The sequence below is a fragment of the Amycolatopsis sp. NPDC004368 genome, from assembly GCF_053602515.1.
The window spans coordinates 11,020-27,033 of the sequence record NZ_JBSGDT010000001.1 but is presented as its reverse complement, the minus strand read 5'-3'; the positions used below and the strand labels follow the sequence as shown (position 1 = coordinate 27,033).

The following is a 16,014-nucleotide window of genomic DNA, read 5'->3' as shown; positions in this document are numbered from 1 at the left end:
GTTCTTGACACACAGTGGACCCGAGCGCAAGCTGTCTCGAACCGACTAGTCGGTCGGGAGCACTTCGGCTGAGGCACCAGATTCGCCTCCCTATCCACCACCTGCATCCGCACCCCTGTGTCCGGAGGGTCTGTCATGTCGTTCCCCGCACCGGTATCCCGCCCCAAGCTCTTCATGGGCAAACGCGGGCTGATGCTCGCGAGCATCCTGATCGTCAACTTCGTGGTCTGGTTGGACAGTGCGAAGTTCAGTTTGCTCAACCCGTTCTGGTCCACCGACCTACACCTGTCGCCGAGCCAGATCTCGAGCGTCACGGCGAGCTACCTGCTGGGGTACTTCCCCCTGCTCCTGCTCGCCGGCATCCTCGCCGACCGGATCGGCGCCAAGCAGATGCTCATCATCTGCATCGCCGGCGTCACGGTGCTCTCGGCGACGATGGCGTTCGTCCACACCTACAACGAGATGTGGTGGCGGAACCTGATCTTCGGCGTCTTCTTCGGGTTCTCCTGGGCTCCGTCGCAGCGGCTCCTTTCCGTGTGGTTCCCGGGCGCGCTGGGCGCCAGGGCGACGTCGACGTGGATGAGCTCGACCCTCATCGCCGGTGTGCTCGCGCCGGCGATCGCGCTGCCGCTGGCGAACCACCTGTCCTGGCGCGACGCGTTCATCGTCGTGGCCGCGCTGGGTGTGCCGGCGCTGGTGATGCTGGTTCTGTTCACTGCCAACAAACCCGAGAAGCTGCGCGGGATCACGCCCGAAGAGATCGCGCGCATCCACGCCGAACACCGCGGGGTCGAGGTCCGCGAAAAGCTGAGCTTCCGCGAGCTGCTGCGAGCGCTCAAGAACCGCAGCATCCTCACGATGATCATCGCGACTGCGCTGGCGACGACTCCGACCTGGCTGTCGGGTCCGTGGCTGCCCTACGGCCTGATCACCCTCGACAAGGTCAACCCCGACACGGTGGCCTGGGTCAGCCCGCTCATCGCGATCGTCCCGGTCCTCTTCGGACTCGTCAACGGAACGCTGGTGTCCCGGTTCTTCGGCGGCCGCACGCGGCCGTGGCTGGTCCTCGGGCCGGCCTGTGGTGCGGTCGGGTTCCTGATGGGCGTGCTGCTGCACGACTCCACCTGGGTCCTGTGGGGCTTCTTCATCGGGGCCTTCGCCTTCCTCTGCGATCCGATGTTCTGGGGCACGGTCAACAGCTACTGGGCCGGCATCGCACGGCCGGAGGTCACCGGCACGCTCAACGGCGCGTCGGCGGCCATGCAGGTCGCGGTCGGCTGGGTGATCACCGACCAGAGCGGGAAGTGGATCGACACCACCGCGACGGGCCGCGGCCAGCTCGACACGATCTGGATCGTCGGTGCGATCCTGTTCGCCGTCGCCATCATTCCGGTCCTTCTGTCCAAAGAGGTCCGCGTGCACCAGGCCCCGGCCGGGCAGCTCGAACCGACGCTGCCGGCCCGGACCTGAGGTATCGAGCTGACGAAGGGGCTTCCCCGCATCGCGCGGGGAAGCCCCTTCTGCCGTTCAGCCCGCGGTGACCGCGGAGGGGAAGCGTTCCGCGATCCGCTGCTGGCTGACCTTCGGGGTCCAGCGGTCCTCGAGGCCGGCCCAGATGTCTCGCAGCTTCGGGATCACCTGGGTGCCGAAGAGCTCGTTGTTCATCGCCGCGACCTCTTCGGGCAGGTTGCCCACGTGCATGCACGTGATGAGCTGCCCGATCCGCAGGTCCGTCACGAGGTCGCGCACGCGCTGTTCGACGCGCTCGGGCGTGCCGGCGATGATGTAACCCAGCTCGTCGTACTCCCAGAAGGACAGTTCGCCGTTCTGGGCCTTCATGCGTTCCTCGTTGGACATCGTGCGCGCCCGCGTGAGGTTGGCGCGGATCGACGGCAACGAGTTGTAGCCCGGCGGCGTCGCGAACTCCAGCGCCGTGGGGTTCTGCCGGTAGAAGTACTTCACGGCGTCGCCGTAGAGCCGTTCGGCTTCGGCGTCGCTGTCGGCGCAGCAGATGATCTGCGTGAATGCCATGCGGTTCGGGTTCGTGTCGGCGCCCTGCTGCTCGGTGTAGTCCCAGAAGCCCTTCACGATCGGCTCGGCGCTCTGCTTGCCGCTGAAGGAGAGGTAGCCGTAGCAGTAGTTGAACGCGTTCACCACGTCCCACGTCTCCACGCTGCCGCTGCCCGGGATCCACACGGGAATCTCGTCCTGCACCGGCCGCGGCCACGTGTTCACGTACCGCAGCTTCGTGTACTTCCCGTTGAAGGGGAACGGTTCCTCGGCCTTCCAGGCCCGCGTGATGAGGTCACGGGCCTCGTGGAACCGCTCGCGCAGCTCGATGGGCGGGATCCCGTAGGAGAACGCGGTGTCCATCGGGGTACCGAACACCATGCCGGCGATGATCCGGCCGCCGGAGAGGGTGTCGAGCATCGCGATCTCTTCGGCGACGCGCACCGGCGGGTTGTACAGCGCCAGCGAGTTGCCGCACAGCGCGATCGCGGAGTTCTGCGTGGTCCCGGCCAGGATCGCGGCGATCAGGTTGGGCGAGGGGGTCATCGCGAGTGAGGTCTGGTGGTGTTCGTTCAACAACAGGGAGTCCCAGCCGAGGCCGTCCGCCTGCTGCATGAGCCGCAGGTAGGTGTGGTAATCCTCGTGCACCTGCGACGGGTCTGCCACCGATGCCGGCGGGGTGACCCACGAGCTGTGGACCGTGCTGCCGTAGTCGTCGGGGAGCTTGGTGTAGTACTGCTGCGCGAACCAGTGGAACTTCACGTGTGTACCTGCCTTTCGAAGGTGGAGGGGTTCAGCCCGCTGCCATGGAGCCGCCGTCGACGCGGTAGGTCTCGCCGTTGACGAACGCCGACTCGTCGGAAGCCAGGTACAGCACCATGTTCGCGATGTCCGACGGCAGCCCGGCGCGGGGCGACGCGGTGCCGGCCAGCGATTTCTCCGGCAGGTCGGGCACGGCGTCGAGCAGCTGCTGGGTCTGGATCACGCCGGGCGCGATCGCGTTGCAGCGGATGCCCTGCCGCCCGTGCTGCGCGGCGATGTACCGCGTCAGCCCGACGACCGCGGCCTTCGTGGTGCCATACGCCGTGAGCCCCGTGCTGCCCCGCAGGCCGCCGATCGACGCCATGTTCACAATGGACCCGCCGCGGCCGGCCTCGACCATGTGCGGCAGGGCGAACTTGCACGTCAGGAAGATGCTGCGCACGTTGGTGGCGAACGCGCGATCCCACAGCGCGATGTCGGTGTCGATCACCGTGGTGTCGGTGAACCACGCATCGGGACCGACCAGCGCGGCGTTGTTGTGGATCACGTCCACGCGGCCGTGGCGTTCGATCACGGTCGCGACCATGTCCTGGATGGACTGCTGATCGGTGGCGTTGAACCGCACGGCGCTCGCCGCGTCGCCGATGCCCTCGGCCACGAGCTTGGCGCCGTCCTCGTTGATGTCCGCGATCACCACGGTCGCGCCCTCGCGTGCGAGGGTCTGCGCGGTCTCGCGGCCGATGCCCGCGGCACCGCCGGTGACCAGTGCGACTTTGCCTGCTACCCTGCCCATTTTCGACGTCCTCTCAGGAATCCAGGAAAGCGGTGACCGCGGACACGAACTCGTCCTCCTGCTCGACCATCGGGTAGTGCCCGGCCTCGTCGATCACGGTGACCTTGGCGTCGGGCACGAGCCGCGCGAACTCCTCGGCGTACGCGGTGGTCACGAGTCCGTCGGACGCGCCGTTGACCACGAGCGTGGGCGCGGAGATCAGCGGGAGCCGGCGCCGCAGACCGCGTTCGGCGATGGGCCACATGAACTTCGTGGCCGAGCCGAGGTTGCGTGCGGCGAACAGGATCCCGGCGTGGGGGTCTTCGGGGTCGGGCACGAAGTTCGTCGGCTCCTGCTCCGGCGGGCCCGCGTGCCACTTGGCGGCCTTCACGTCGGCGGCCGCACCGAACGGGTCGAGCGACGGGTGGTCGTCGAGCCACAGTCCGAACGGATCCACCAACACCAGCCGCCGCACGAGGTGGGGAGCGATCACGGCGAGTTCGGCCGCGAACATCCCGCCGAGCGAATGCCCGACGACGTCCACCTGGTCCAGCCCCCACTCGTCGACGAGTGCGCGGTGGAACAGGGCGACGTCGAGCACGTCGGTGAAGTGCTCGAACCCGGTCGACTTCCCGTACCCGGGCAGCTCGGGTGCGAGCACGCGCCGGGATTCGGATAGCCGCTGCAGAAAACCGGCGCCGCCGGGGTGGCGCTCGTACCCGTGCAGATACAGCAGGGGCGACCCGGTGCCGGCCTCCCAGAGGTCGACCTCGAACCGCCCGAAACCTGCGATGTCCAGCGTTGTCATGCGGGAACCTCCATTCCTCAGTCGGTGAACTGGCCGCCCGCCGGGTGCAGCATCTGGCCGGTGACGAACGACGATTCGGCGGACGCGAGCCACAGCACCGCGTTCGCCTGCTCTTCGGGGGTGCCGAGGCGGTTCATCGGCGTGATGCTCATGGCCGAGGAGAAGGCCGCCTCGTTGTCTTCGATGCCGGCGATCGTCGGCGTGGCCGTGTAGCCGGGGCCCACGGCGTTCACGCGGATGCCGGTGGTTGCGAGCTCGAGGCCGAGGACCTTGGTGAGCATCCAGACACCGGCCTTCGACGTGCAGTACGGCGCCGCGCCGGCGAGGGGGATCTTCGCCGCGCTCGACGCGATGTTCACGATCGAACCGCCATCACCTTGCGCGAGCATCTGCCGGGCGAGTGCGCGATCGGTCATCATCACCCCCAGCACGTTCACGTCCAGCACCCGCCGGAACGCGTCGGTCGCCAGGTTGACCACGTGTGTCGCGTCGCCGTTCTGGGCGCGGGTCTCGACGTTGCTCATGCCCGCCGCGGTCGCGATCCCCGCGGTCGCCACGCCGACGTCGACCCGGCCGAACTCGGCCACCGCCGCGGCGACGAGGGCGTCGCAGTCGGCTTCGCTGGTGGTGTCCGTCCGAACGAACACAGCTTTCCGGCCGACTTCTTTGACCAGACGTTCGGTTTCGCTCGCGTCTTGAACGTCGCCGATCACCACGTGTGCGCCCTCGCGCGCGAAGCGCACCGCGGTGGCCCGGCCGATGCCGCTCGCGCCGCCCGTGACGACGGCGATCTTGTTCTCCAGTGCCATGACCATGCGCTCGACTGTGACGCGCGTCGCGCGGGTGCGACAACGGAAGTTCGTGCGTGGTCCGGGCCCGCGGCATGTGCGGATTCCCATTGCCGCGGCGCCCGGGTCGCGCTGACGATGAGGAGGCCAAGTCAGCACGAGTGACGGGTGGTGGGTCGTGGAACAGGCTGGACAGCTGCACGTCGTGGGGCTCGGGGGCACCGTGCGTCCCGGGTCGTCGAGTGAGCAGGCGTTGCGGATGGCGTTGCGGCACGCGGAAGAGCTGGGCGCGACCACCCACGCGTTCGCCGGGGCTTCGTTGGCCCAGCTGCCGATGTACGCGCCGGGAGGTGACGGTGGCGTGGTGGCGCGTGAGCTCGTCGAGCACCTGCGCCGGGCCGACGGCGTGATCATCGCGTCGCCGGGTTACCACGGGTCGATGTCGGGCCTGGTCAAGAACGCACTGGACTACGTGGAGGACATGCGGGAGGACGCGTTGTCCTACCTGGCCGACCGGGCCGTCGGGCTCGTCGTGGCGGCGCACGGCTGGCAGGCGGGCGTGACGACGCTCGGCGCGCTGCGGTCGGTGGTGCACGCCCTGCGTGGCTGGGTCACGCCCTACGGCGCCGTGGTGAACTCGCTGGAGACGCAGTTCGCCGACGGCGCCTGTGACCAGCCGCGGGTGGTGCAACAGCTGAACCTGGTGGCCGACGAGGTGGTGCGGTTCGCGGGCCTGGTCTCCGGCGCGCGGGTCGCCTGATGGAGCTGTCGTTCGAGCCGCTCACGCCACTGTCCTATCTGGATCGAGCGGCCGCGGCGCACGGGTCCCGGGTCGCGGTGGTCGACGGTGCGTCGCGGTGGACGTATGCCCAGCTGCACGAGAGGTGCCGCCGGCTGGCGGGGGCGTTGGTGCCGCTGGCGGGTGGACGTCCGGTGGCGGTGTTGGCGCCGAACACGCACGTGTTGCTCGAGGCACATTTCGGTGTGCCGTGGGCGGGGGTGCCGCTGGTGGCGGTGAACACACGGTTGTCGGCGCGTGAGGTGGCGTTCATCCTCGAACATTCCGAGGCGTCGGTGCTGGTGCACGATCCGGTGTTCGACTCGCTGGTGGACTCGGCGTTGGCCGAGGTCAGCGGGGTGCGGCGGATCAGGGCCGGGGACGAGTACGAGGCGTTGCTGGCCGCGGCGTCGCCGGTTGCCCGTGTGCCCGAGGACGAGCGGGCCGTGTTGTCGATCAACTACACGTCCGGCACCACGGGCCGGCCGAAGGGCGTGTTGTACCACCACCGCGGCGCGTACCTGCAGGCGTTGGCGATGGTGGGGCACGTCGGATTGTCACCATCTTCTGTGCATTTGTGGACACTGCCGATGTTCCACTGCAACGGCTGGTGTTTCCCCTGGGCCGTCACGGCGGCCGCGGCGACGCACGTGTGCCTGCCGAAGGTGGCACCGGCCGAGGTGTGGCGCTTGATCCGCGAAGAGGGCGTGACACACCTCAACGGCGCACCCACGGTGTTGTCGATGTTGGCTTATGCACAAGAAGCAACACCAGTCGCGTCGACCGTGCGCGTGGCGACCGGCGGTGCACCGCCGTCACCGGCGATCCTGCGGCGCATGGGTGAGCTGGGGTTCGACGTCACGCACCTGTACGGGCTCACGGAAACGTTCGGCCCGGCGATGATCTGCGACTGGCGTCCGGAGTGGAACGACCTCGACGCGGCGGAGCAGGCCCGGCTGAAGGCGCGGCAGGGCGTGGGGAACATGATCTCCTGCGTCGCGCGGGTGATCGGCTCCGAGGGCGCGGACGTGCCCGCCGACGGCGTGACAGTGGGCGAGATCGCGTTGCGCGGCAACAACGTGATGCTCGGCTACTTCAAGGATCCCGAGGCCACGCGGGCGGCCGCGCCCGACGGGTGGTTCCGCACCGGCGACCTGGGCGTGCGGCATCCCGACGGTTACGTGGAACTGCGCGACCGCAGCAAGGACGTGATCATCTCCGGTGGCGAGAACATTGCGTCCGTCGAGGTGGAGCAGGCGATCGCGGACCACCCGGCGGTGCTGGAGGTCGCGGTGGTCGCCGCGCCGCACGAGCACTGGGGTGAGGTGCCGGCGGCGTACGTGACGTTGCACGCGGGCGCCTCGGCGACCGAAGAGGAGATCGTGGCCCACGTGCGGGCGCGGTTGGCGCGGTTCAAGGCGCCGAAGTCGGTGGTGTTCGGTGAGCTGCCGAAGACGTCGACGGGGAAGGTGCAGAAGTTCGTGTTGCGCGAGCAGGCTCGGCGGGGCTCGGCATGAGCCGGTAGAGCTGGAGGGCGACCTGCAGGTCAAGGGTGTTTTCGGGGTCGCGCCAGCCGGCGCCGTCGAGGACGTGGTCGATGCGGTCGAGGCGCTGGTAGAGCGTGTTCACGTGGACGCCGAGCGCGCGGGCCGCAGCGGGTGGGCTCTGGCCGCGGTCGAAGTAGCACTCGACGGTGGCCAGGAGCGCGGAGCGGTGTTCGGCGTCGTAGTCGAGCAGCGGGCCGAGGGCGCGGCGGACGACGCGGTGCAGTTGTTCGGGGCCGACGTTGTCGAGGACCACGCCGACGACACCCAGTTCGTCCAGCCCGGCGCCGGTGCCTGAGCGGCCGAGGGCGAGCAGGAGCCGGTGGCAGCGCTGGGCTTGGCGGTGGATCGTGCGCAGGGTCGGGAGGTCGTGGGCCGGACCTGCGGCCCCGGCGGTGATGGGGCTGCCGGTGTCGAGTTCCGCCGAGACGGCCCGGGCGATGGCACCGGCGTCACACCCGGGGAGGATCAGCACGACCTGACCGTCGACCTCGCTGGCGAGCCCGCCGCGCCGGGCCGCGGCGCATTCGGCGGTGAGCCTCTCGCCCGACACCACGACGATCACGTGCGGTTCGTTCTCGGTCAGGACACTGAACCTTTTCGCCCGCCGGTGCACGGAGACCCAGTCGGGTTCCCGTTCGCCGAGCAAGTCTTCCACCAGCTCGTGGCGGAGATCTTGTTCGACTGTCGCCGTCTGTCGTTCGAGAAGCACCAAAAGCGTGGCGGTCTGTGCTGCGCGTTCGAGCGTGCCGAGTTCGGTTTCGGTCAGCGGTTCGGTGCGGCCGAAGTACAGCCGTCCGTGCGTTTCGCCGCCGGCGCGCAGCGGGACGACGATGCCGGTGCGGAACACGGCCTCGACCGGGATCCCCCCGGGCGCCGTGGCGGCGACGCGGTCCGTGCCGGTCTCGAGGGCGACGGTTCCGTCGAGCAGCCGCGCCATCGTGTCGGCCACCTCGCCGAGGTCGGCGCCCGCGAGCGCGAGGGGCATGAGGAGCTCGTGGGCGGTGCCGGCGAGTTCGAGGGCGTGACGTTGCGCGGACAGCTGGGCGTGGGCTTCGCGCAGCTCCTCCGTCGTGCTGCCGAGCTGCCCGAACAGCCGTGCGTTGTCGATCACCACCGACGCGTGGTGCGCCAGCGAGGTGAGCAACGCAATGTCATGCTGATCGAATGTTCGCTCATGCCGATCGGCCGCGAACAACGCCCCGATCACCCGCTGCCCCAGCTTCATGGGCACACCGGCGATGCTCACCACCCCGTCCTCGCCGACGGCGCTCGCCACCTGCGTTTCGCGGTGGATGCGTGGGTCGGTGAGGTAGTTGGTGGTGGCGAACGGACGTCCCGTCGCGATCACCCGCCCACCCACTCCCGAGCCCGGCCGCTGGCGCACCGACCGGATCGGCGCCGTGACCGTGCCGGACGTGACGCGCATGTAGGCGTCTCCCGTGTCGTCGTCGATGAGCGCGATGTAGGTCGAGTCGGTGGCCAGCAGCCGCCGAACGCGGTCGACGATCGCGCTGAGCACCTCATCCACGTCCGTGAGCGACGTAAGATCACGCGCGGTTTCGTACAGGGCCTGGGTTTCCCTCTCACGCTGCGCACGACGCGCGAGGATGCCCCGCACGGTGCGCGCGTCCTCGGTCGCCCGCAGCAGCAGGGCTTTCCGCGCGCCCTCGGCCAGCGCCCGCACCTGCCGCTCGACCCGCTCGAACTCCGCGGCGGACGCCTCCTCGGCGAGCAGGAACGTGAGGTGGGCGAGCACCTCGGCCGGAGTGTCCACTGCGGACGGTGTGAGCGCTTCGGCTGTCATGGCGTCACCGGAATCTGGTTGGGGACCTGCCGCAGTTGCAGTGCGATGGACGTCAGTGCACCTGCCGGCTCGCGCCGGTGGCGGCGGTCGACAGCTTCGGCTGGCGTGTTTGCTGTGGATGGTGTGAATGCTTCGCCTATGGCCATGGCATCGCCGCTATCCTGCGGAGGACCGGTGCGGCTGCTGCACGATGGGCAACATCGGCGGCGTCGCCGGCTCGCGCCGGCGGCAGTGGCCGGGGACCTCCGGCTGGTGTGCCTGCCGTGGTTGGCGTGAGCACTTCGGTCGTCATGGCGTCACCGGGATCTGGTCGAGGACACGACGCAGCTGTAGTGCGATGCGCAACGTCAGCGCCCCCGCCGGCTCGCGCCAACGGCGGTGGCCGAGCACCTGGTCGACGCGGTCGAGCCGTTGGTAGACCGTGTTGGCATGCACCTGCAACCGCCTGGCCGCCGCGCGTGGGTTTTCGCCGGCGGCGAAGTAGCCGTCGAGGGTTTCGGCCAGCAGGGAGCCGTGTTCGGTGTCGTAGGCCAGAATCGGACCGGCGTTGTCCTCGACGAGGCGGCGAACGTGGTCGCGCGAGGCGCCGTCGAGCACCAGGCCCAGCACACCCAGGTCGGCCAGGCTGGCCGCCGTCCCGCCCCTTCCGAGCGCGATCAGCAACCGGTGGCAACGCTCGGCTTCCCGGTGCAGGCTCCGCACGACCGGCGCCGTCGCCGCCGGCCCCGCGACCCCCGCGGTGACCGTGCCGCCGGTCGCCCGCTCGAGGTACCGCCGCGCCGCCGTGACCGCGGCCGCCGCGTCCGCACACGGGAGCACCAGCACCGCGTGCCCACCGTGCTCGGTCGCCACGCCCCCGTGCCCCCGCACGTAATCCGCGGCGGCCCGCAGCAGCCGACGCCGCGTGGCGCCGGTGGCGGACACCACCAGGACCGTCTGCGGCACCGCGAAGTCGATCACGCCGGACACCTTCGCCCGCCTCCGCAACGCCCCCCAATCCGGCTCACGTTCGGCGAGCAACTCTTCCACCACCTGCCCCCGCACCTGCTGTTCGGCCGCGGACATCTGCCGTTCGACGAGCAACAACAACGCGGCCGTCTGCGCCGAACGTTCGAGAATCCGCTTGTCGGTGTCCAACGGCTCGACCCGCCCGGCGAACACGAGGTGCCCGAACACCTCCGCTCCCGCCCGCACGGGCACCGTCCAGGTGCGGCGTCCCAGATCCCTTGCACGCCCGGGCTCCGGCTCGTCGTGCTGAGTGTCGGACTGATGGGCTGAATCGTCCTGGGCGCGTGTCGTTCCGCGCGCATGGCCGGCGCGGGGAGATGCGTGTGGCCCTGCTTGTGATCCGGTCCGGGAGTCTGGTTCGTCGTGGTGGAGTTCGGGCTGGGCCGAGTTGCCCCTGGAGCCGTTGACCGCGCGAGATCCGCGTTGATCCAGGTGCGGATCGCACCCCAGCTCGCTGGACCGCCGCGCAGGCGTCCGGGCAGCCGCCACCGTTCGCGCGTTTCGAACCTGACGATCAGACCCGGCCTCATCGGTCGGCAACTCGTGCAGGCCACCCAGCCGATTCAGCAACTCCGCGGGCCCCGCCTGCGCCAGTGGCGTGCCGTCGGGTTCGGCCGCGAGGACCGCACCGTCGAGGGTCGCGGCGACGGCGGCCACGAGCTCGCCCAGGTCGGCGCGGCGCAGGACCATCGCCATGAGCTGTTGGTGGGCCGTCGCGGCTTGCTGGAGGGCCTTGTTGTGGCGCGCGAGCTGGTCGTTGGCGGCAGTCAGCTCTTCGGCGGTCGCTTTCGTGGCCGCGAACAGACGTGCGTTTTCCAACACGATGGCTGCGTGGTCAGCCAGCGAATGGAGCAGATCTATCTCCGACTGCGCGAATGTTCGCTCATCCCGGTTGGCTCCGAACAACACACCGATCACTTCCGAACCCACCCGCATCGGCACACCGAGGATGCTCACGATCCCGTCCTCGGCCACCGCGGACGCCACGGAGTGCTTGCGCCGGATCCGCTCGTCGCGCAGGTAGTTGGCGGTGGCGAACGGGCGGCCTTCCTGCGCGACCCAGCCGCCGACGCCGTACCCGGCCGGCTGCCGCAGCGACTCGATGGGCCGGGTGATCGTGCCGAGCGTGACGCGCATGTACGCGTCGCCGGTCTCCGGGTCGACGAGCGCCATGTACGCCGCGTCCGTTCCGAGCAGCCGGCGCGCGCGGGCGACGATCGCGTCGAGCGCGGCGTCTACCTCGCGCACCGACGCCAAGTCACTCGCCGTGTCCAGCAGTGCCTGCATCTCCCGCTCGCGCCGCTTGCGGTCGACGAGCAGCCCGCGGATGCGCGCGGCCCTGGTCAGCGTGAGGGCGACGAGCTCCCCATCACCCTCGCCCGCCAGGTCCTCGCCGAGCCGGTCGAACTCGCGCGTCGCGCCCGTCTCGTCGGCGAGCAGGTGCAACAACCTGGCCAGGTCCCGTTCCGTGGTGGTCACACCGCCGTTGGTGTCCATCTCGTCTCCTCGGTGCCTGTTGACATCTTGACCACAGATGTCCGGCCCCGTCGACCAAAAGCCGCTGGATGGCGCAGTGCGTGTGGTTTCGTCCACGGCACCGGCGCGGTGCGTGGGCATCCTCCCGTTGTCCCGCCGCCGGGTGCGGCCGGATGCTCGTGGTTCCGCGAGAGGACGGTGCCCCGTGGCGACAGCGACCGTGAACGGCGTATCCCTGCACTACGACACCGCGGGTTCCGGCCCGCCGCTGCTGCTCATCGTCGGTCTCGGCGCCAACTCGAGCGCCTGGGCGGGCGCCGTGCCCGAGCTGAGCCGCCGGTTCACCGTGATCACGTTCGACAACCGCGGCACCGGCCGCAGCGCCGTGCCCCCAGGCCCTTACCCGGTGGACACGCTGGCCGACGACGCGGCCGCGCTGATCTCGTTCCTGGACCTCGGCCCGGTCTCGGCCGTCGGCTGGTCGCTCGGTGCGTCCGTGGTGCAGTCGATGCTCATCCACCACGGTGACGTGCTGTCGAAAGCCGTGCTGCTCAACGGCTTCCCGTCCTACACCCCGATCCAGCACGCCTGGCTCGACGCCGGCCTCGCCCTCCGTCGCGCGGACGCCGATCCGCTGGCCGTCGGCGTGATCGGCATGGCGTGGGGCTTCACCGCCCGGGTGCTGACGGACCACGAAACCCTTGCCACGCAGGCGAAACTGGCCGCGAGCGACCCGTACCCCACCTCGTTGGCGGGCTTCGAAGCGCAGGCCGCGGGTCTGCGCGTGTACGACTCCCGGTCCGCCTTGCCGACGGCGCTCACCCCAACTCTCGTGCTCGCCGGCGCCGAGGACGTGCTCACGCCGGTGTCGCAGTCGGTGGAAATGGCGTCGTTGCTGCCCAACGGATCGCTGCGCGTGCTGCCCCGCGGCGGCCACGCCATGCTCCTGGAATACCCGGAGGACACCCTCGCCGCCATCACGGACTTCCTGTGAGCATCACCGCCGAACTGGACCTCGGGGTGTTCGCGGCGTTCGGCCGCGGCGAACCGGTGCTGCTCGACGACCACCTGGTCCTCGCCGCCGACCTGGTCACCACCTCGTCAATGGCCTTCCTCATCCGCCATACGAGCGGGTTCGCCTGCGTCGCCCTCCCTCGTGAACGATTGCGCGCCCTGCACATCCCACTGCTTCCCGCGGACGACGCCGACTGCCCACCCTTCGCCGTCTCCGTGGACGCCGCCGAAGGAACCACCACCGGCATTTCCGCCCACGACCGCGCGCTCACCGCCCGCACCCTCGCGGACCCGGCGAGCACACGGACCGACCTCATCCGGCCCGGCCACGTCGTGCCGGTGGCGGCTCGGCACGGTTCCCGGGGTGTCCCGGAGGCAGCGCTGGAGCTGTGCCGGGGCGCCGGGCTCGCCGAAGCGGCCGTGCTGGCTGCGGTTGTCGATGGTGCGGACCTCGCCGACCTGGTCGGCAGAGGTGTTGTTCGCCCAGGTCAGGCCGTGAAGTCGACCTCCTCGGTGGTCACGGTCCCGGCCTTGCGCCCGGGCGCCGTGTGGTAGTTCCAGTACAGGTTGGTGTGCGCGATGACCTTGTCTGGCGTCGGCGCGCCGTACTCCGAGAGGTCTTCGGTGGTGTGCGCGTCGCCGACGAGGGTGGCGTCGTAGCCGCGCGCGATGGCGCCGTGGAGGGTCGAGCGGATGCACTCGTCGGTCTGTGCGCCCGAGACGAACAGGCGCCCGATCCCGCGCTCGGCCAGCACGGACTCGAGGTCGGTGTCCTCGAACGAGTCACCGTAGGCCTTCTGCACCAACGCTTCCGAGTCCCGCCGGACGAGCTCCGGCACGTACTGCCACTTCTCGCTGTCACGCGGCATCTCGTCGCTGTTGTGCTGCACCCACACCACGTCGACCTCGGCGGCGCGCGCCTTGTCGACCAGCACGCCGATGTTGGCGACGACCTGGTCGCGTTCGTGGGCGTGGTCGACCACGCCGTTCTGCACGTCGATCACGAGCAGCCCGGTCTTCGGGCGGTTGGCGAGTGTGGTCATGGCGGCTCCTCCGTTCTGTGGGGTCGATGGTAAGTGTTGGGTCCGACAGTTTCGGGTGAAAACGTGGAGGACGCATGCTGCGCTGGGGGATCATGGGCACGGGCGGCATCGCCGGCTCCTTCGCCGAGGACCTGAAGCTCACCGATTCCGGCGTGGTCGCCGCCGTCGGCTCGCGCAGCCAGGAGACCGCGGAGGCTTTCGGCCAGCGCCACGGCGTCCCCACCCGCCACGGCAGCTACCAGGCGCTGGCCGAGGACCCGGACGTCGACATCGTCTACGTCGCCACCCCGCACCCCATGCACCACGACAACGCCATGCTCGCGCTGTCGGCCGGCAAGCCGGTGCTGGTGGAGAAACCGTTCACCATGAACGCCGACGAGGCCCGCTCGCTGGTGTCCGTCGCCCGCGAACGCGGCCTGTTCCTCATGGAAGCGATGTGGACGCGTTTCCTCCCGCACATCCACCAGGTCCGGACCCTGCTCCCGAAGCTCGGCGACATCGTCACGGTCTCCGCCGACCACGGCCAGTGGTTCGCCGAGGACCCGGACTTCCGCCTCTTCGCCCCGTCCCTCGGCGGCGGCGCACTGCTCGACCTGGGCATCTACCCGGTCTCGTTCGCGTCGATGATCCTCGGCACGCCGTCTCGCGTCACCGCGATGGTCTCCCCGGCCTTCACCGGCGTCGACGCCCAGACGTCCATGCTCTTCGGCTACAACTCCGGCGCCCACGCGGTCCTCAACTGCACCCTCCGCGCCGCCTCGGCCACCACGGCCTCCATCGTCGGCACCGACGCTCGCCTCGACATCGAAGGCGCCTTCTACGCGCCCTCGTCCTTCACCCTCACCCCCCGCGGTGGGTCGCCCATCCGCCACACGCACACGGACCCGGGCCGGGGCTTGCGCCACCAGGCCGACGAAGTCGCCCGGCTCCTCGCCGCCGGCGCTCTCGAAAGCCCCTTGATGCCCCTCGACGAAACCATCTCGATCATGGCGACGATGGACGAGGTCCTCCGCCAGGCCTGACGTTTGGTCGACGGTGGTCCGGCGCTCGGTTGTCCGGGTGGTATCTCGGCCTGCGCACTCCTCGTTTTTCGGTCCTGCTCCTCCCGTGCGTGCCGCGCGACCGCTGCTGCGTGCGTGCGTTCTCGGGCAGCAGCTCACCGTGGTCGTGTTTCGAGGTCGTCGAAACTCCCCGCCGCGCCACGGAACAGCCCGAGCCACGACCGCAACACCCGCCGCTGCTCGATCCACGTCGATGCCCGCACGAGCCGCTCGTGGTGGGCCCACCGGAAGGCGGCTGCCCCCGACTCGTGCGGCTTGAGCACCACGGCCAGCTCGGCGACGCCGTCCAGCACCTGATCGTCCACGACACTCCCTCGTTATCGCCGCGGAGTGATCGCAACCGTCCCGTGTCCGGGGTTGAGTAGTGCTACGGATCCGATCATCACCACCCATCCCCGACCCTGACCGCATGACCACGGACGCCGCCACGCTCCACCGCCTCGCCGACGCCTTCGACGAGCTCGGCCGGCACCTAGCCGCCGTCGGCACCGAACTCCGCGCCGCCGGCACGCCCACCGCTGCGACAGCGGCGCCGGTTGCCCAGGAAGCGCCGGTGAACCCGCTAGTCAGGCCGGTTGCCGGGCTACCGCAGCCGCCTGTGCCCCCGGTGGCAGCCAGTGAGTCGCAGCCGACCGCCGTGGCCAAGGAGCAGGCCCCGCTCGAAGCCGCCTCGCAGCCGTTGCCGCAAGCACAGGTTCAGACGAGCGCTCAGGCGGCATCTCCCGACGAACCTGCGCAGCAGAACCAGCCGCAGGTCAGCTCGGTCGAGGTGGCGCCTGAGGTCGGGGCAGCCCGCCCCCATGCCGGCTCGCACGAAGCCTCACTTCAGGCAGGCCAGCTGCAGCCTGGCTCGGGCGAGGCGCCGGCACATGCCGTTTCGCAGCCGTCACAGCACCAGTCCGGTTCACGCGACGCGTCGCAACACGCCTCCTCGCCGCATGCCCAGCCTCAGCCCGGCTCACGTGAGGCGTCGTCGGAACTCGCACAGCACCAGGCACAACCCCAGCCCGGCTCGCCCGAAACGGTGCCACCGACAGTCCAACACCAACCCCAGCCCGGCTCGCCCGAAACGGTGCCACCGACAGTCCAACACCAACCCCAGCCCGGCTCGCCCGAAACGGTGCCACCGACAGTCCAACACAA

The 16,014-nt window shown here is 69.9% G+C and carries 14 protein-coding genes and 1 pseudogene; 7 read left to right on the top strand and 8 right to left on the bottom strand.

All coding sequences use genetic code 11. The features are described from left to right. Positions 1-135 precede the first annotated feature (135 nt). A complete protein-coding gene (locus tag ACWEOE_RS00125) occupies positions 136-1,470 on the top strand; it encodes an MFS transporter (protein WP_452001662.1) in 1,335 nt (444 codons plus the stop codon). A 57-nt stretch (positions 1,471-1,527) separates the two neighbouring features. On the opposite strand, the gene ACWEOE_RS00120 is transcribed toward ACWEOE_RS00125, so the two are convergent. The 4 genes from ACWEOE_RS00120 to ACWEOE_RS00105 are packed head-to-tail and all read right to left on the bottom strand — an operon-like array spanning position 1,528 to position 5,167. Further along, positions 1,528-2,772 carry an LLM class flavin-dependent oxidoreductase gene (locus tag ACWEOE_RS00120; protein ID WP_452001659.1) on the bottom strand — a complete coding sequence of 415 codons (1,245 nt, stop codon included), beginning with the start codon at positions 2,770-2,772 and terminating at the stop codon, positions 1,528-1,530. A 31-nt stretch (positions 2,773-2,803) separates the two neighbouring features. Further along, positions 2,804-3,565 carry an SDR family NAD(P)-dependent oxidoreductase gene (locus ACWEOE_RS00115; protein ID WP_452001657.1) on the bottom strand — a complete coding sequence of 254 codons (762 nt, stop codon included), beginning with the start codon at positions 3,563-3,565 and terminating at the stop codon, positions 2,804-2,806. Positions 3,566-3,578: 13 nt separating this feature from the next. Beyond that, positions 3,579-4,352: an alpha/beta fold hydrolase gene (locus ACWEOE_RS00110; RefSeq protein WP_452001655.1), complete on the bottom strand. Its 774-nt coding sequence runs from the start codon at positions 4,350-4,352 to the stop codon at positions 3,579-3,581. Positions 4,353-4,369: 17 nt separating this feature from the next. Further along, entirely contained in the window at positions 4,370-5,167 is a 798-nt protein-coding gene (locus ACWEOE_RS00105) for an SDR family NAD(P)-dependent oxidoreductase (protein WP_452001653.1), read from the bottom strand. Positions 5,168-5,318: 151 nt separating this feature from the next. On the opposite strand from ACWEOE_RS00105, the gene ACWEOE_RS00100 reads away from it, so the two are divergent. Then, positions 5,319-5,900 (top strand): NADPH-dependent FMN reductase, encoded by a 582-nt coding sequence (locus ACWEOE_RS00100; RefSeq protein ID WP_452001650.1) that lies wholly within the window; start codon positions 5,319-5,321, stop codon positions 5,898-5,900. Then, positions 5,900-7,435, top strand: coding sequence for an AMP-binding protein (locus ACWEOE_RS00095; RefSeq protein ID WP_452001647.1), 1,536 nt, complete (start codon positions 5,900-5,902; stop codon positions 7,433-7,435). Before ACWEOE_RS00100 ends, ACWEOE_RS00095 begins: the two co-directional genes overlap by 1 nt. Here ACWEOE_RS00095 and ACWEOE_RS00090 read toward each other — a convergent pair. Together ACWEOE_RS00090 and ACWEOE_RS00085 are read right to left on the bottom strand one after the other, a co-directional pair. Beyond that, positions 7,332-9,269, bottom strand: a complete 1,938-nt coding sequence (locus tag ACWEOE_RS00090) for a helix-turn-helix domain-containing protein (RefSeq protein ID WP_452001644.1) — start codon at positions 9,267-9,269, stop codon at positions 7,332-7,334. The two genes, ACWEOE_RS00095 and ACWEOE_RS00090, sit on opposite strands and share 104 nt — an antisense overlap. 288 nt (positions 9,270-9,557) lie before the next feature. Further along, positions 9,558-11,774 carry a helix-turn-helix domain-containing protein gene (locus ACWEOE_RS00085; protein ID WP_452001641.1) on the bottom strand — a complete coding sequence of 739 codons (2,217 nt, stop codon included), beginning with the start codon at positions 11,772-11,774 and terminating at the stop codon, positions 9,558-9,560. 184 nt (positions 11,775-11,958) lie between these two features. Here ACWEOE_RS00085 and ACWEOE_RS00080 point away from each other — a divergent pair, with 184 nt between their 5' ends. Next, positions 11,959-12,747, top strand: coding sequence for an alpha/beta fold hydrolase (locus tag ACWEOE_RS00080; RefSeq protein ID WP_452001639.1), 789 nt, complete (start codon positions 11,959-11,961; stop codon positions 12,745-12,747). After that, positions 12,744-13,322: a 3,4-dihydroxy-2-butanone-4-phosphate synthase gene (locus ACWEOE_RS00075; RefSeq protein WP_452001636.1), complete on the top strand. Its 579-nt coding sequence runs from the start codon at positions 12,744-12,746 to the stop codon at positions 13,320-13,322. The genes ACWEOE_RS00080 and ACWEOE_RS00075 overlap by 4 nt, the downstream gene beginning before the upstream one ends. Here the strand turns inward: ACWEOE_RS00075 and ACWEOE_RS00070 are convergent. Beyond that, positions 13,256-13,810 carry an isochorismatase family protein gene (locus tag ACWEOE_RS00070; RefSeq protein WP_452001633.1) on the bottom strand — a complete coding sequence of 185 codons (555 nt, stop codon included), beginning with the start codon at positions 13,808-13,810 and terminating at the stop codon, positions 13,256-13,258. The two genes, ACWEOE_RS00075 and ACWEOE_RS00070, sit on opposite strands and share 67 nt — an antisense overlap. A gap of 74 nt (positions 13,811-13,884) precedes the next feature. Here ACWEOE_RS00070 and ACWEOE_RS00065 point away from each other — a divergent pair, with 74 nt between their 5' ends. Further along, positions 13,885-14,832: a Gfo/Idh/MocA family protein gene (locus ACWEOE_RS00065; RefSeq protein WP_452001630.1), complete on the top strand. Its 948-nt coding sequence runs from the start codon at positions 13,885-13,887 to the stop codon at positions 14,830-14,832. A 134-nt stretch (positions 14,833-14,966) separates the two neighbouring features. Here the strand turns inward: ACWEOE_RS00065 and ACWEOE_RS00060 are convergent, their stop codons facing one another. After that, positions 14,967-15,176, bottom strand: coding sequence for a hypothetical protein (locus ACWEOE_RS00060; RefSeq protein WP_452001628.1), 210 nt, complete (start codon positions 15,174-15,176; stop codon positions 14,967-14,969). Between the two features lie 104 nt (positions 15,177-15,280). Between ACWEOE_RS00060 and ACWEOE_RS00055 the strand changes: the two are divergent. After that, positions 15,281-16,014, top strand: a pseudogene (locus ACWEOE_RS00055) (hypothetical protein); the annotation flags it as partial.

Bases quoted from the DNA above. Each gene is read 5' to 3' on its own strand.
- ACWEOE_RS00125 (WP_452001662.1), top strand. From the start codon at position 136: ATGTCGTTCCCCGCACCGGTATCCCGCCCCAAGCTCTTCATGGGCAAA.
- ACWEOE_RS00065 (WP_452001630.1), top strand. From the start codon at position 13,885: ATGCTGCGCTGGGGGATCATGGGCACGGGCGGCATCGCCGGCTCCTTC.
- ACWEOE_RS00090 (WP_452001644.1), bottom strand. From the start codon at position 9,269: ATGACAGCCGAAGCGCTCACACCGTCCGCAGTGGACACTCCGGCCGAG.
- ACWEOE_RS00115 (WP_452001657.1), bottom strand. From the start codon at position 3,565: ATGGGCAGGGTAGCAGGCAAAGTCGCACTGGTCACCGGCGGTGCCGCG.
- ACWEOE_RS00095 (WP_452001647.1), top strand. From the start codon at position 5,900: ATGGAGCTGTCGTTCGAGCCGCTCACGCCACTGTCCTATCTGGATCGA.
- ACWEOE_RS00085 (WP_452001641.1), bottom strand. From the start codon at position 11,774: ATGGACACCAACGGCGGTGTGACCACCACGGAACGGGACCTGGCCAGG.
- ACWEOE_RS00070 (WP_452001633.1), bottom strand. From the start codon at position 13,810: ATGACCACACTCGCCAACCGCCCGAAGACCGGGCTGCTCGTGATCGAC.
- ACWEOE_RS00110 (WP_452001655.1), bottom strand. From the start codon at position 4,352: ATGACAACGCTGGACATCGCAGGTTTCGGGCGGTTCGAGGTCGACCTC.
- ACWEOE_RS00105 (WP_452001653.1), bottom strand. From the start codon at position 5,167: ATGGTCATGGCACTGGAGAACAAGATCGCCGTCGTCACGGGCGGCGCG.